At 64.1% G+C, this 13,301-nt stretch carries 10 protein-coding genes; 1 reads left to right on the top strand and 9 read right to left on the bottom strand.

Going from position 1 to position 13,301, the window contains the following annotated elements; translation table 11 throughout:
* Positions 1-84 precede the first annotated feature (84 nt).
* The 7 genes from HOY34_RS02590 to HOY34_RS02560 form a co-directional block, all read right to left on the bottom strand.
* Complete coding sequence (locus HOY34_RS02590) at positions 85-3,048, bottom strand: 2-oxoglutarate dehydrogenase E1 component (RefSeq protein ID WP_172359769.1); 2,964 nt, start codon at positions 3,046-3,048, stop codon at positions 85-87.
* A 250-nt stretch (positions 3,049-3,298) separates the two neighbouring features.
* Positions 3,299-4,183 carry a succinate--CoA ligase subunit alpha gene (sucD, locus tag HOY34_RS02585; RefSeq protein WP_172359768.1) on the bottom strand — a complete coding sequence of 295 codons (885 nt, stop codon included), beginning with the start codon at positions 4,181-4,183 and terminating at the stop codon, positions 3,299-3,301.
* A gap of 98 nt (positions 4,184-4,281) precedes the next feature.
* Complete coding sequence (locus tag HOY34_RS02580) at positions 4,282-4,548, bottom strand: hypothetical protein (RefSeq protein ID WP_172359767.1); 267 nt, start codon at positions 4,546-4,548, stop codon at positions 4,282-4,284.
* A 38-nt stretch (positions 4,549-4,586) separates the two neighbouring features.
* Positions 4,587-5,117, bottom strand: a complete 531-nt coding sequence (locus tag HOY34_RS02575; protein WP_172359766.1) for a hypothetical protein — start codon at positions 5,115-5,117, stop codon at positions 4,587-4,589.
* A 5-nt stretch (positions 5,118-5,122) separates the two neighbouring features.
* On the bottom strand, positions 5,123-6,316 hold the full coding sequence (sucC, locus tag HOY34_RS02570) for an ADP-forming succinate--CoA ligase subunit beta (RefSeq protein WP_172359765.1): 1,194 nt from the start codon (positions 6,314-6,316) through the stop codon (positions 5,123-5,125).
* A gap of 339 nt (positions 6,317-6,655) precedes the next feature.
* Complete coding sequence (locus tag HOY34_RS02565) at positions 6,656-7,393, bottom strand: hypothetical protein (protein WP_172359764.1); 738 nt, start codon at positions 7,391-7,393, stop codon at positions 6,656-6,658.
* 12 nt (positions 7,394-7,405) lie between these two features.
* Positions 7,406-8,578: a TMEM43 family protein gene (locus HOY34_RS02560; RefSeq protein ID WP_172359763.1), complete on the bottom strand. Its 1,173-nt coding sequence runs from the start codon at positions 8,576-8,578 to the stop codon at positions 7,406-7,408.
* Between the two features lie 221 nt (positions 8,579-8,799).
* Here HOY34_RS02560 and HOY34_RS02555 point away from each other — a divergent pair, with 221 nt between their 5' ends.
* Entirely contained in the window at positions 8,800-11,361 is a 2,562-nt protein-coding gene (locus HOY34_RS02555; protein WP_172359762.1) for a helix-turn-helix transcriptional regulator, read from the top strand.
* Here HOY34_RS02555 and HOY34_RS02550 read toward each other — a convergent pair.
* Both HOY34_RS02550 and pepT read right to left on the bottom strand, forming a co-directional pair.
* Positions 11,291-12,016 (bottom strand): class I SAM-dependent methyltransferase, encoded by a 726-nt coding sequence (locus HOY34_RS02550; RefSeq protein WP_216654617.1) that lies wholly within the window; start codon positions 12,014-12,016, stop codon positions 11,291-11,293. The two genes, HOY34_RS02555 and HOY34_RS02550, sit on opposite strands and share 71 nt — an antisense overlap.
* Positions 12,013-13,242: a peptidase T gene (gene pepT / locus HOY34_RS02545; protein ID WP_172359761.1), complete on the bottom strand. Its 1,230-nt coding sequence runs from the start codon at positions 13,240-13,242 to the stop codon at positions 12,013-12,015. Before pepT ends, HOY34_RS02550 begins: the two co-directional genes overlap by 4 nt.
* Positions 13,243-13,301: the final 59 nt, after the last annotated feature.

Raw genomic sequence — 13,301 nt, 5'->3', positions numbered from 1 at the left:
TTCTCTACTCCTTAGCCCCTGTCTGGCGGGCATCAGTCAGATTGTGGTTGGACCCCGTGCGATCCTGTGCACGGGGCGCAAATGTCATTCAGCCAGAGCGGCGGCGATCAGCGCGGCCTGCTCGGCCTTGTGGCGCGAGGCCAGGCCCGTTGCAGGCGAGGCCGAAGCCACACGGCCCGCGTAAACCGGGCGGGTGGTCGTGCCGCGCACGCGGGTCAGAAGCTGCTCGAGTTCCGGCTCGATGAAGGACCAGGCGCCCTGGTTCTTCGGCTCTTCCTGGCACCAGACGAATTCGGCATTGGCGAAACGGGCCAGCTCGATCTGCAGGGCGACGGTCGGGACCGGATAGATCTGTTCCAGCCGCAGCAGATAGACATCGTCCTGGCCACGGGCGTCACGCTCGGCCAGCAGGTCATAATAGACCTTGCCCGAAGAGATCACCACGCGGCGGATCTTGTCGTCGGATTTCAGCTTCAGCGTCGAGTTGCCCTTTTGCGCATCATCCCAGAGGACGCGGTGGAAGGTGGAACCGTCGGTAAAATCCTCAGCCTTCGAGATCGCCATGGGGTGACGCAGCAGCGATTTCGGCGTCATCAGGATCAGCGGCTTGCGGAAGTCACGATGCAGCTGGCGACGCAGGATGTGGAAGTAGTTCGCAGGCGTGGTGCAGTTTGCGACGATCCAGTTTTCTTCAGCCGAGTTTTGCAGGAACCGCTCAAGCCGGGCCGAGCTGTGCTCGGGGCCCTGACCCTCAAAGCCATGCGGCAAGAGAACCACAAGGCCCGACATCCGCAGCCATTTGCTTTCGCCCGAGTTGATGAACTGATCGAACATGATCTGCGCACCATTGGCGAAATCGCCGAACTGCGCTTCCCAGAGCGTCAGGGCATTGGGCTCGGACAGCGAGTAGCCATATTCGAACCCGAGCACCGCATATTCCGAGAGCATCGAGTCGATGACCTCATAGCGGGCCTGACCGGCGCGGATGTGGTTCAGCGGATAGTAGCGTTCCTCGGTCGTCTGGTCGACGATGCCGGAGTGACGCTGGCTGAAGGTGCCACGGGTGCAGTCCTGGCCCGAAAGGCGAACCGGGAAGCCTTCGACCTGCAACGATCCGAAGGCCAGGGCCTCGGCGGTGGCCCAGTCAAAGCCCTCGCCGGTCTCAAACATCTTCTTCTTGGCTTCCAGCAGGCGCGAGACGGTTTTATGCGCGTCAAAGCCCTCGGGCAGGCGGGTCAGCGCGGTGCCGATTTCCTGGAAGGTCTCTGGTTTGATCCAGGTTTCGCCACGCTGGTAATTGTCAGCGCCGGGGCGGCTCATGGATTTCCAGCGCCCGTCCAGCCAGTCGGCCTTATTGGGCTTATATTCCTTACCGGCCTCGAATTCCTCATTCAGATGGGCCTGGAAGGCGGCTTTCATATCCTCGATCTCACCCTCGGGGATGAGGCCGTCTTTCACCAGCCGCTCGGTATAAAGCTGCAGCGTGGTCTTTTGTTTGCGGATGTTTTTATACATCGCCGGGTTGGTGAACATCGGCTCGTCGCCTTCGTTGTGACCAAAGCGGCGATAGCAGAAGATGTCCAGAACCACGTCTTTGTGGAACTTCTGGCGGAATTCGGTGGCGATGCGGGCGGCGTGGACCACGGCCTCGGGGTCGTCACCGTTGACGTGGAAGATCGGCGCCTCGACCATCAGCGCGATATCGGTCGGGTAGGGCGAGGTGCGCGAGAAATGCGGCGCGGTGGTAAAGCCGATCTGGTTGTTCACGATGATATGGATACAGCCGCCGGTGCGATGGCCGCGAATGCCCGAAAGCTGCAGACATTCGGCGACAACGCCCTGGCCCGCGAAAGCCGCGTCACCATGCAGAAGAATCGGCAGCACGGCCACCCGCTCTGCGGTATCGTTCAGCTGGTCCTGCTTGGCGCGAACCTTGCCCAGCACGACCGGGTTCACCGCCTCAAGGTGCGAGGGGTTCGCGGTCAGCGACAGGTGAACGGTATTGCCGTCAAAGGTGCGATCCGAAGACGCGCCGAGGTGATATTTCACATCGCCCGAGCCATCGACATCCTCGGGCTTGAAGCTGCCGCCCTGGAACTCGTTGAAGATCGCGCGGTAGGGCTTGCCCATCACGTTCGCCAGGATGTTCAGGCGGCCACGGTGCGGCATGCCGACCACGATATCCTTCACGCCCAGCTGGCCGCCGCGCTTGATGATCTGCTCCATCGCGGGGATCAGCGCCTCGCCGCCGTCCAGGCCGAAGCGCTTGGTGCCCATGTATTTCACATGGAGGAATTTCTCGTAACCCTCTGCCTCGACCAGCTTTTTCAGGATGGCGCGGCGGCCCTCGCGGGTGAAGGCGATCTCTTTGCCGTAGCCCTCAATCCGCTCTTTCAGCCAGGCGGATTCCTCGGGGTTCGAGATATGCATGTATTGCAGCGCGAAAGTGCCGCAGTAGGTGCGCTTCAGAATGTCGGTGATCTGGCGCATCGAGGCATGTGACAGCCCCAGCACGTTATCAAGGAAGATCGGGCGATCCAGATCGGCCTCGGTGAAGCCATAAGAGGCCGGGTCCAGTTCCGGGTGGTTCAGCTCATCGCGCATGTTCAGTGGGTCGAGGTCTGCCGCCAGGTGGCCGCGGATCCGATAGGCGCGGATGATCATCAGCGCCCGGATGGAATCGATCACCGCGCGTTGCAGCTGCGCCTCGGTCAGGTTGACGCCCTGATCCTGGGCCTTGGCGGCGATCTTTGCGCCAGCGGCCTTGCCCTCTTTCGCCTGGGGCATCGGCCATTCGCCGGTCAGCGCGGCGGTCAGATCATCCACCGGCTGCGGCGGCCAGTCAGCGCGGGCCCAGGACGGGCCAGTGGCCGCCTTTTTCGCGTCCTGCTCGCTGTCGCCAAGCGCACGGAAGAACTCGGCCCAGGCGGCATCGACCGAATTGGGGTCGGCCGCATAACGCGCCTGAAGCTGGTCGACGTAATCGGCATTGGCCCCGTCAAGAAAGGACGAGGCATTGAAAGCGGCGGTGGGGGACTGGTCGGTCATGACTGGACCTCGGTAGGGTTGGGACCGTAACGGTTGGGAGCAGCCTGGCGGGCCGGGGCAGCCAGGGCCAAATGCGTAAGCGCCGCAAAGCCGGGGCTTTGCGGCAGGCAGGGATCTGCGGCGCAGACCATCCTGACAGAGCGTGTGACTGCAGCGGGCGGAAGCCGGGCTTCCACGGCGCGGAGGGCCCGCACCGGGGAAAGACAGGACCTGTATCGCAGGGCCCCTATGGCTTGCGCCGGTTGCATGATCAGCCCTTGATTGCTTTCAGCACAGCCTCGCCCAGGGTCGCGGGGCTGTCTGCCACCACGATGCCTGCGCTCAGCATGGCTTCGATCTTCGATTCCGCATCGCCCTTGCCGCCTGCGACGATCGCACCGGCATGGCCCATACGACGGCCCGGAGGAGCAGTGCGGCCCGCGATGAAGCCAGCGGTCGGCTTCCAGCGGCCTTTCTTCTTCTCGTCGGCCAGGAATTGCGCAGCCTCCTCTTCGGCAGAGCCGCCGATTTCGCCGATCATGATGATCGAATGCGTCTCAGGGTCTGCCAGGAACATTTCCAAAACGTCAAGATGCTCGGTCCCTTTGATCGGGTCGCCACCGATCCCGACAGCCGAGGACTGGCCAAGGCCGACATCGGTGGTTTGCTTCACCGCTTCATAGGTAAGCGTGCCCGAGCGCGAAACAACGCCCACCGAGCCGACCGAGAAGATATTGCCGGGCATGATGCCGATTTTGCACTGCGAGGGCGTCATGACGCCGGGGCAGTTCGGCCCGATCAGGCGCGACTTCGAGTTGATCAGCGCGCGCTTGACCTTCATCATGTCGAGAACCGGGATACCCTCGGTGATCGCGACGATCAGCGGGATCTCGGCGTCGATCGCCTCAAGGATCGAGTCGGCTGCGAAGGGCGGCGGCACATAGATCACGGTCGCATCAGCGCCGGTCTTTTCCACCGCGTCATGCACCGAGTCGAAGACCGGCAGGCCGAGGTGGCTGCTGCCACCTTTGCCCGGCGTCACGCCGCCGACCATCTGGGTGCCATAGGCAATGGCCTGCTCGGTGTGGAATGTCCCCTGCGAGCCGGTGATGCCCTGACAGATGACCTTGGTATGCTTATTGATCAGAACGGCCATCCGGGCCTCCTTGCAGAATAGATCTATCCTCACGGAGACCCGGGCCAGGCCGGGCCACCGCATGTTCTTTGTCTCGCCCAGCCTGCAGGAGGCGGGGATTACTTCGCGGTGCCGACAGCGATCATCGCGGCATTGCCCGCGCGGTACATGTCGGCATTCGCGTTATAGCTGTTGCGAACCTCTGCACGTCCTGCGCCGGTCGGGCAGGTGATGGTGATCGGGCGGCCATCGGTACGCCCCGCTTTGGCCATTTCTGCCTGCTCCTGGCAGACGCGGACCGGGTCATTCTCAGGACCATAGCCACCGCCGCAGGCAGCGAGAACGGAAAGCAGCATAATGGCTGGCAGGGTCACTTTAATGCGCATGAATAGCTTCCTTACTTGAAACAGGGTGCGGGTCGCGGTCATTCTTCCGTTGCCCAGGTGAAACTTACGCCACTATTGTCGGAAGAGACACAGACCGGATCATTGCCCGAAGAGGTGACTTCGACCATCGCGCCGATCTGCGCCAGGGCAAGCGTCGGGCATTCGCCCCCTGCCTCAGCGGCCGATGGTGCCGCCGTTAGCCCTGCCTCTGCCAGCACCCCGGCCAGCAGCTCTGCCGCACGGGCAGAACCGATGGTTTCAGACTGGATCAGGCAAAAACCGCCATCCGCCCAGGTCAGCGCGAAAAGATCTTCCGGCCCCGCGCTTTCGTAAAAGCCCGTTTCGGCATCCCCCTCGACCGACCAGCCTGCCTTGCGGAAAGCCTCGGTCGCGGCATCAGCCTTATTGCCCAGCTCAAGACAGGTCGCATAGGCCGCTTGCAGCAGACCCTCGCCGCTGGCGGTGGCCAGACGTGCAGAGGCCTGCTCTGCGCCCGCAGCCTCGTCAGCACTGACGGGCGCTGCAAGCAGCACCAGCGCCAGAACGGCAGAGAGAGAGCGCAGAGCCATGGCTGTCAGCCCTTAACGGCCGCGACGATCTTTTTCGCCGCATCCGAGAGGTCATCGGCGGCGATCACGTTCAGACCGCTGTCATTGATGATCTTTTTGCCCAGATCGACGTTGGTGCCTTCCAGCCGGACCACCAGCGGAACCTTCAGGCCGACTTCTTTCACGGCTGCAATCACGCCCTCGGCGATGATGTCGCAGCGCATGATGCCGCCGAAGATATTCACGAGGATGCCTTTGACGTTCGGATCCGAGGTGATGATCTTGAAGGCTTCGGTCACTTTCTCTTTGGTGGCGCCGCCGCCAACATCGAGGAAGTTCGCAGGCTCTGCGCCGTAAAGCTTGATGATGTCCATGGTCGCCATGGCAAGGCCTGCGCCGTTCACCATGCAGCCGATTTCACCGTCCAGCGCGATGTAGTTCAGATCGAACTTCGAGGCTTCCAGCTCTTTCGGGTCTTCCTCGGTCTCGTCGCGCAGCGCGGCGATATCGGCGTGGCGGTAGATCGCATTGCCGTCAAAGCCCATTTTCGCGTCAAGCAGCTTCAGATTGCCGTCGGTCATCACGACCAGCGGGTTGATCTCAAGCATGTCCATGTCTTTGTCGATGAAGAGCTTATAGAGGTTCTTCACGATGCCGACGGCCTGTTTGACCTGCGCGCCTTTCAGCCCCAGCGAGAAAGCAACGCGGCGGCCGTGGAAATCCTGCAGGCCCGTGGCCGGATCGACGGTGATGGTGTGGATTTTTTCCGGGGTCGAATGCGCGACCTCTTCGATATCCATGCCGCCCTCGGTCGAGGCGACGATCGAGATGCGGCTGGTCTGACGGTCGATCAGCAGCGCAAGATAAAGCTCGCGCTCGATGTCCGAACCATCTTCGATATAGATGCGGTTGACCTGCTTGCCAGCCGGGCTGGTCTGGATCGTGACAAGGGTGCGGCCCAGCATCTGACGGGCGAATTCAGCGGCCTCTTCGACCGATTTCGCCAGGCGCACGCCGCCTTTTTCGCCGGCCTCAGGCTCGACGAATTTGCCCTTGCCGCGACCGCCGGCATGGATCTGCGACTTCACCACCCAGAGCGGGCCATCAAGCTCGCCTGCGGCGGTCTTGGCGTCCTCGGCTTTGAGCACGACGCGCCCATCGGAAACCGGAATGCCATAAGAGCGAAGCAGCGCCTTGGCCTGATATTCATGGATGTTCATGGGGGCGTTTCCCGTATTCGGTGAAGATCTGGCGACCTTCTGCCATGGAAAGCCCCGGCTGGCCAATTCAATCCGCGTTGTTTCGGCGGGAATTGGCTAAAATTCGCGCTTTGTGATCACGAGAATAAAAAGTGTGATCACAGAATTTCGCCCGTGATCACATTGGTGCAACCATCAGGAAACATGGGCATGACGCCGCGATTCGTATTGGTGCAACCGCCCGGGCAGGAATGGGGCCGCAGGGGGGGCGCAGAGATGAAAAGCCCCGGGGCGCGCAACGGCGACCCGGGGCTCTGCAGCCTGCGCTGTGCGGGCCGCTGTTGCGCAGGCGTGCTGGCCTTAGTCATCAATGCAGAAATTGATCCCTGCCGCCAGCGAGGATCCGTAGATCGTTGCCGGATTCATCGCCTGTTCAACCTCTTGCTGGAAGGGCTCTCCCAGCGAGGCGATATAGGTTCCCGCGCAGGTGCAGACCTCATCCAGCTTCTGACGGGTCGCCCTGATGCGGGCTTTGGCTGCATCGGGGTCAAAGCCGGGCAGCAGCATGTCCCCATCAAGTGCCAGACGACAGGCGTGGATATCGCCCTCATCCGGGGTCAGCATATTGTCGGCAAGCACCTCTTCGATGGTCAGGTTCTCGTCGCTGTCATCGGCAATGTCGAAATTCAGATCATCATCGCTGAGACCCAGATCTATACCCGGACCGATTCCGTGATCTGCATCCGGCCCGTCAGGATTTGCAGGCATGCAGGCCGACATCTCAGACAGCAGCAGCGAGGCCATCATGGCATATTCGCCATCCTCTTTGATCTCCTGACGCAGCTCGGCGGCCATTTCGTCATCGGCGGTATTGCGGAACCCCGTGCCGACGCAGTCGCAGAACTGGCGCTGCGGATAGCGCATCGAGACCAGCTCGCGCAGCATCTCCTGTGCGTCGAAACTGCCGATATCGCGCACGAAAGACTGGGCACAATAGTCGCGCCCCATGGCGTAAAGATCATCCCCGACACTGTCGGCGCGGGCCGCATGGGCCGTGGTGACAAGGCCGAGGGCGGCGATCATCAGAAAGCGGTTCATCGGGCGCTCCGTTCAGGAATTGGCGGTTGCGGCGCCCGTGGCGCGGCGTTTGCGGCCAAGCGCGACCAGCGCCAGGGCCAAAGCGGCCACCACCACCAGCGCCGCCACCGAGACCAGCGGGCGATGCGCGAACCAGGCCACGGCGATCACCACCAGCCCGAGGCTAAGCCCCATCACCCCGGCAATCAGCCCTGTGCCAAAGCCCATGACCGCGCCCAGGAAAGGCAGCACGCTGGCCAGCACCGTCAGAGGGCGCAGGATCAGCGAAAAGCCCAGGATCAGCCCGGCCACAGCGCCAGCCCTGATGCCCCAGGTCGTGGTGCTATTGCCGCTTTGGGCGGTGGCGAACATGTCTTTCGCGTCACGGTTGCCCTTTTCCACCATCAAAAGCGCATTGCCGCTGTCGGTGCGATAGCGGCCGATGCCGCTGTCATGCTGGCGTCCGATCACCGAGATCGTCTCAAGCGGCACGATGCTGAAGGTGATGCGATAATCGCCGATGGCCGGGATTTCCGGGTTGCGGCCCAGATAAAGGCTGCCCTGATGCAGCTGGGCCAGGACCCCCGCCCCAAGCCGGGCGCGGATGGCGGCAAGCTGGTCCTCACTCAGCCGCTGGGCGACGGCGCCCCCCAGCTGGGCAATAGCGTCATCTTCCAGACCATAGGCCCCGACGCGGGCGCCTGCGGCCAGGCTGTTGCGGGTGCTATAGGCCATTTGCGGATTGTTATGGCCCTGAGGCTCTTTGAAATTCGCCGGATCCTGCCAGTTGCTTTGCCAGTCGGGGGCATAGCTATAGGTGGTGACCTGGGTTTCCGATCCGCCGGTCGCGGTGCTTTTCTCGGTGCGGCTGCTTTGGACCCACTGATACATCTCGACCTTGCGCTCAAGACGAAGACCCGCGAATTCCAGCCCGAAATCCGGATCCTGCAGCGGTGCCGCAGCCGAGGTCGGCCCTGCCACATGGATCAGCCCGCCATTGAAGGCCGGGTCGATCTGATCAGCGGGGCGCTCGACCACAAGGCCCGCCCCCTCGCTGAGCGAGCGTGAGGTCTGGACCGCGCGGCCCTCATTCCAGAACAGCGCCCCCACCATCGCGGTGACAAGTGTCGCCCCGGTGGCAATTCCGGCGACCGATTGCTTCAGACGTTCGCCCCAGGACTGGGTGATGGTTTCTTCGACGGACATTCTTTTCCCTTCCAGGGCCCAGGCGCAGTGCTGCGCGTTGCCACAAGGCCCCGCATGAAAGGGGCATGAGGGGATTGCATTATTTGGCGGCATCGCGGCTGCACACTCAGCCAAAAGGGGTAGGTCAGGCGCGGGCGCAGCTTGTCGGGCCATACAACTTTGTCTAATCACCAAAGACGGGTTTACACTTTCTGAATGATTTTTCGCGCCATGGCTGTTCAATGCTGATCCCTGGGTCCGCCCCCGATCTGCCCCCAGGGCGAGAGCACCCCGAGCCAGTTGCCGCCAACCCTTTCCTGCCCCGCCCCGCGGTCGTGGCGCTACTGCGCGATGCCGCCGTGCCGCTGGTTTTGCTGGCCGCGCCTGCGGGCAGCGGGAAATCCATGGCGCTGCTGGCGCTGGCCCGGGATGCGGGCGCGCGGGGCCAGGACTGCCACTGGATCCACCCCGAGGCGCTGGCCGATGCCCCGCGTGAGGGCAGCTTGCTGATCAATCGCGGTGATGGCCCCTGGGATGCAGGCATGATGGCGCAGCTCCGCGCCCGCCTGCCGCGCCAGCGCATCGCTATCGCCGTCAGCGGGCATCTGCCGCAGTCCCTGCGCGATGAGTGGATCGCGGGCCGCGCCAGCCTGATCACCGCGCAGGATCTGGCCTTCAGCCCCGATGAGACGGCGGCGCTGTTCGGGCAGGCGCTGCCCTCACGCGAGGCGCAGCTTTTGTGCCAGTTCACCCGGGGCTGGCCGCTGGGGCTGGGGCTTTTGTCGCGCGACCCATCGGGGGCCTTCGCGCTGATGCGCCGCGAGGGGGCGGGGATGGCGCTGCCGCAAAGCCTGTCGCGCTGGTTCGATGACTGGCTGGATGCGACGGTTTGCCCGCGCGGGCAGCAGCAGCTGATGGATCTGGCGATCTTTGGCGATTTCCCGGCGACAGTGCTGCAGGCGCTGCCAGCGGGCCCTGGCGAGCGCATGGCCAATACAGCGCCGCCCGCTGTCGCCCCGGCAGATCTGTTGCGCGCCCTGGCGGGGGATGGGCTTTTCCTGACCCGCAGCACCCGGCCCGGCTGGTTCAGCCTGATGCCTGCCTTTGCACGCCATCTGCGCGACCGCCTTGACCTCGAAAATCCGGGCCGCGCCGCGCAGATCCGCCGCTTTGCTGTGGAGTGGAGCAGCCTGCACCGCGATGCCTCGGAAGAGATCCGGCACGGGCTGGCGGTCTGGTCGCCCGATGAGATGATCGCCCGCGTTGATGCGGCGGGCTCGGTCGCGGTTTCGCTGGCGGCGGGGCCGGATCTGGCGCTGGAGCAGCCGATCTCGGCCACCACCGCCCTGACCGCGCCGCTGACCTTTTTCGGCTTGATCTATGAGCGCATCCGCCTTGGGGCCTTTGCCGAGGCGCGGGTGCATTACGACAATGCCGCCCGGATGACTGAGGGCTTCACCCGGTTTCAGACCCCCCAGGATGCGCGCCAGATCGGCGGCTGGATTGAGGTGTTTTCGGCGGTGATCCGCATCTCGGCCGATACCCCGGTCGACCCTGCCTGGCGGGCCGGGTTCCAGCCCGCTTTGCGCGATGCGATCAGCCGTGATCCGGTGCTTGCCATGGCGCAAAGCACGGTTGCCATGCTGATGGCGCTGAATGCGGGCGAATGCGAAGAGGCGCTGGCGATCGGCCGCCTTGCCATGCAGCTGCAAGAGCGCAGCCGCGCCGATAAGGCGGCGATCTTTGTCTGCCTGCACCGGGCCTCGGCGCTGATCGCGCAGGCCGCGCTGGATGAGGCGCGGCTGGCGATTTCCGAGGGCGAAAAGCTGGCGGCGGATCATACCGAGGCCGACAGCTATGAGATGATCTCCTGCCAGATCCATGCCGGGCTGTGTGCCTTTGAGGCGGGCGAGATGGCGGCGGCGCAGGCCTTGCTTGAACCATGCCACGCCCATCTGGCAAGCATCCATGGCTGGCGCCGGAACTGGCTGGAATATTTCACAGCCCTTGCGGAAATTGATTTCCAGTCAAAGGGATATGCCGTTGCCGGGCGCTGGATTTCGCGCGGGCATGACCTGGCGGCGCAGCGCGATCAGCCGCAGCTGGCCCTGGGGCTGCAGCTGGCAGAGGTGGATTTCCTGCTGCGTGACGGGCAGACCGTTCTGGCGCGGCAGCGCTTTGACGCATTGGCCCCGGGGTTGCAGGGCATGGCTGCCGCGCCGCAGATCGACCATATGGCCCGGCTGCTTGTGCCTGCCTTGCTGCTGGCTGATGGGCGGCTGCCCGAGGCTGCCGCCGCGTTGCAGCAGATCGACCGCGCGGCCATCGCGGCGGCGGACCTGCGCAATGACCTGCAGTTAAGCGCCCTCGGCCTTGATCTGGCGTTGCAAACGGGGGACCTGGGCGCGGTGCAGGCCGCGCTGCAGCATTGCGCCCTGCTTGCGCCGCGCCTGCCGCGACTGGGGCGTGAACTGGGGCATGAACGGCGGATGCAAAACCGCCTGCGCCAGGCCGGGGATCTGCTGGCCGCCCATCAGATCGCACCAGAGCCCGCGGTGCAGGCCCTGCTTGCCGCGATACCGCGCAGCGGGCGGGGGCTGCTTAGCCCGCGAGAGACCCAGATCATCCGCCTGATCGCCGAGGGTCTTTCGACCAAAGAGATTGCCCGCAACCTGGGCACCTCGGATGGGACGGTGAAGACCCATCGCAAGAACCTCTATGAGAAGCTGAAGGTCAGCTCGCGTTCGGCAGCGATTGCCCGGGCGCGAGAATTGCGGCTGATCCAGGTGGGTCCTGGCGGGTAAGAACCGCCAGCGCCTGGCCGCGTGGCAGCAGATCGTCACGCCAGCGCAGATTGTATCCGGCGGCCTGTGCATCCGCCTCGACCGCCGAGGGGGCGCGGTGCCAGGGCGGGCGATTGGGATGGGTGACCACGCCGTCGCGCTGGCGGAAGGGGCCGTCATGGGCCTCGGGGGCCAGAAAAACCGTCAGCAGAAACTTGCGCAGCGCCGGGAAGCTTTGCCGCATATTGACCAGCGCCGGGCGCAGCGCGGGGGCGGGAAGATGGGTGAATACCCCCCAGCACAGTGCGAATGTGATCGAGGCCGGCAGGCCGGGAAAGCGAAACTCGCTGTCTTCGCGCAGCTGATCTGCGGGCAGGCGGGCGCGGGCCTCGGGCGTCAGCTCATGCGCGTGGCCATGCAGCATCAGCGCATGTGAGGCATCGGTGCCCCAGTAATGGCCGTGGTCGAGCCAGGGCACCAGCCGGTGCCCCAGCCGCAGGCAGCCGCAGCCGATATCGAGGAAATGGTCGTGCCGTTCCAGCCCTTCGTCCAGGATCACCTGCATCTGATGCAGGGCAGTTTCCTCCCAGCGGCCACCGACGATGTCGCGGTGTTTGCCGCGTGCCAGCGCATCCGCATAAAAGCCGGGTTTCAGATAGGGCGAGGCGAGCGTCATCGCACGGCGCGGCTGGCGATGCCCTGCATCAGGGCAACCGCCTGCGCCATATCCTGCAGGCTGACCCATTCAAGCGGCCCGTGGATTTCCTGCATGCCGGTGAAGAGGTTGGGGCAGGGCAGGCCCAGTTCGGTCAGGCGCGAGCCATCGGTGCCGCCCCGGATCGGGACCGAGACCGGATCAAGGCCGATATCCTGCGCGGCCTGACGGGCAAGGTTTACCGGGGTCATGTCGCGCTCCAGCCAATAGCGCATATTGCGATATTGCGGCGTGATTTTGCAGGTGATTTCGGCGCGGGGCTCGGTCAATGCCAGGGCCTCACAGGCGCGGGTCAGCATCTCGCCTTTGGCGGCAAGACCGTCCAGCTCAAAGTCGCGCAGGATGAACTGGACCACCATTTCCGATGAGCCGCCGCTCATGCCGACGGCATGGATAAAGCCCTCGCGGCCCTCGGTGACCTCGGGCTGCATGGTGGCCTGGGGTAGGAAACCGATCAGTTTTGCGGCGAGGTGGATCGCGTTGACCATCTTGCCTTTGGCCCAGCCGGGATGGATCGAGACGCCTTTGATGGTGACCACCGCACCATCGGCCGAGAAGCTTTCATATTCGATCTCGCCGGGGTTGGCGCCGTCAAAGGTGAAGGCGAAATCGGCGCCGATGTCTTTGGGCAGGCGCGGATCGACGCCGCGGCCGATTTCCTCATCCGGGGTGAAGGCGATGCGGATTTCGGGATGGGCGGGCCTGTCCGCGATCAGGCGATGGGCGGCGGCCATGATGATCGCCACGCCTGCCTTGTCGTCAGCCCCCAGAAGCGTGGTGCCCGAGGCGGTGACGATGTCATGACCCTGGCGCGTGGCGAGGCCGGGTGAGGTTTCGGGGGACAGGACCAGGGCGGGATTGTCGGGGAAGGTGATCTCGCCGCCATTATAGCCATGGATCACCCGGGGTTTCACGCCGGTCGCGTTGAACTGCGGCGCGGTGTCCATATGGGCGAGGAAGGCGATGGTTGGTCCGGGCGCGGTGGCGGGAATGGTCGCCAGCACGGTGCCGTAATCTGTCAGGCGGATGTCGGATGCGCCGATCTCTGCCAGTTCGGCCTGCAACAGACGCGCCATGTTCAGCTGGATCGCGGTTGAGGGCTGGCTGGGGCTGGCCGGATCGCTTTGGCTGTCAATGGCACAGTAGCGGGTCAGGCGGGATGACAGCTCTGAGATCAGGTCGGACATGATGGGCCTGTGGCTGGCTGGGGGGGGGGGGGCTGGCCGGGAGAGGGGGGCGCTGCCCC

The organism is Pseudogemmobacter hezensis, from assembly GCF_013155295.1.
GTDB lineage: Bacteria > Pseudomonadota > Alphaproteobacteria > Rhodobacterales > Rhodobacteraceae > Pseudogemmobacter > Pseudogemmobacter hezensis.
Note: the sequence above shows the minus strand (reverse complement) of the source record. Positions and strands in the feature narration are given on the sequence as shown.

Coding starts and splice junctions, on each gene's coding strand:
- HOY34_RS02555 (WP_172359762.1), top strand. CDS start 8,800: ATGCTGATCCCTGGGTCCGCCCCCGATCTGCCCCCAGGGCGAGAGCAC.
- pepT (WP_172359761.1), bottom strand. CDS start 13,242: ATGTCCGACCTGATCTCAGAGCTGTCATCCCGCCTGACCCGCTACTGT.
- HOY34_RS02590 (WP_172359769.1), bottom strand. CDS start 3,048: ATGACCGACCAGTCCCCCACCGCCGCTTTCAATGCCTCGTCCTTTCTT.
- HOY34_RS02575 (WP_172359766.1), bottom strand. CDS start 5,117: ATGGCTCTGCGCTCTCTCTCTGCCGTTCTGGCGCTGGTGCTGCTTGCA.
- HOY34_RS02565 (WP_172359764.1), bottom strand. CDS start 7,393: ATGAACCGCTTTCTGATGATCGCCGCCCTCGGCCTTGTCACCACGGCC.
- HOY34_RS02560 (WP_172359763.1), bottom strand. CDS start 8,578: ATGTCCGTCGAAGAAACCATCACCCAGTCCTGGGGCGAACGTCTGAAG.
- HOY34_RS02550 (WP_216654617.1), bottom strand. CDS start 12,016: ATGACGCTCGCCTCGCCCTATCTGAAACCCGGCTTTTATGCGGATGCG.
- sucC (WP_172359765.1), bottom strand. CDS start 6,316: ATGAACATCCATGAATATCAGGCCAAGGCGCTGCTTCGCTCTTATGGC.
- HOY34_RS02580 (WP_172359767.1), bottom strand. CDS start 4,548: ATGCGCATTAAAGTGACCCTGCCAGCCATTATGCTGCTTTCCGTTCTC.
- sucD (WP_172359768.1), bottom strand. CDS start 4,183: ATGGCCGTTCTGATCAATAAGCATACCAAGGTCATCTGTCAGGGCATC.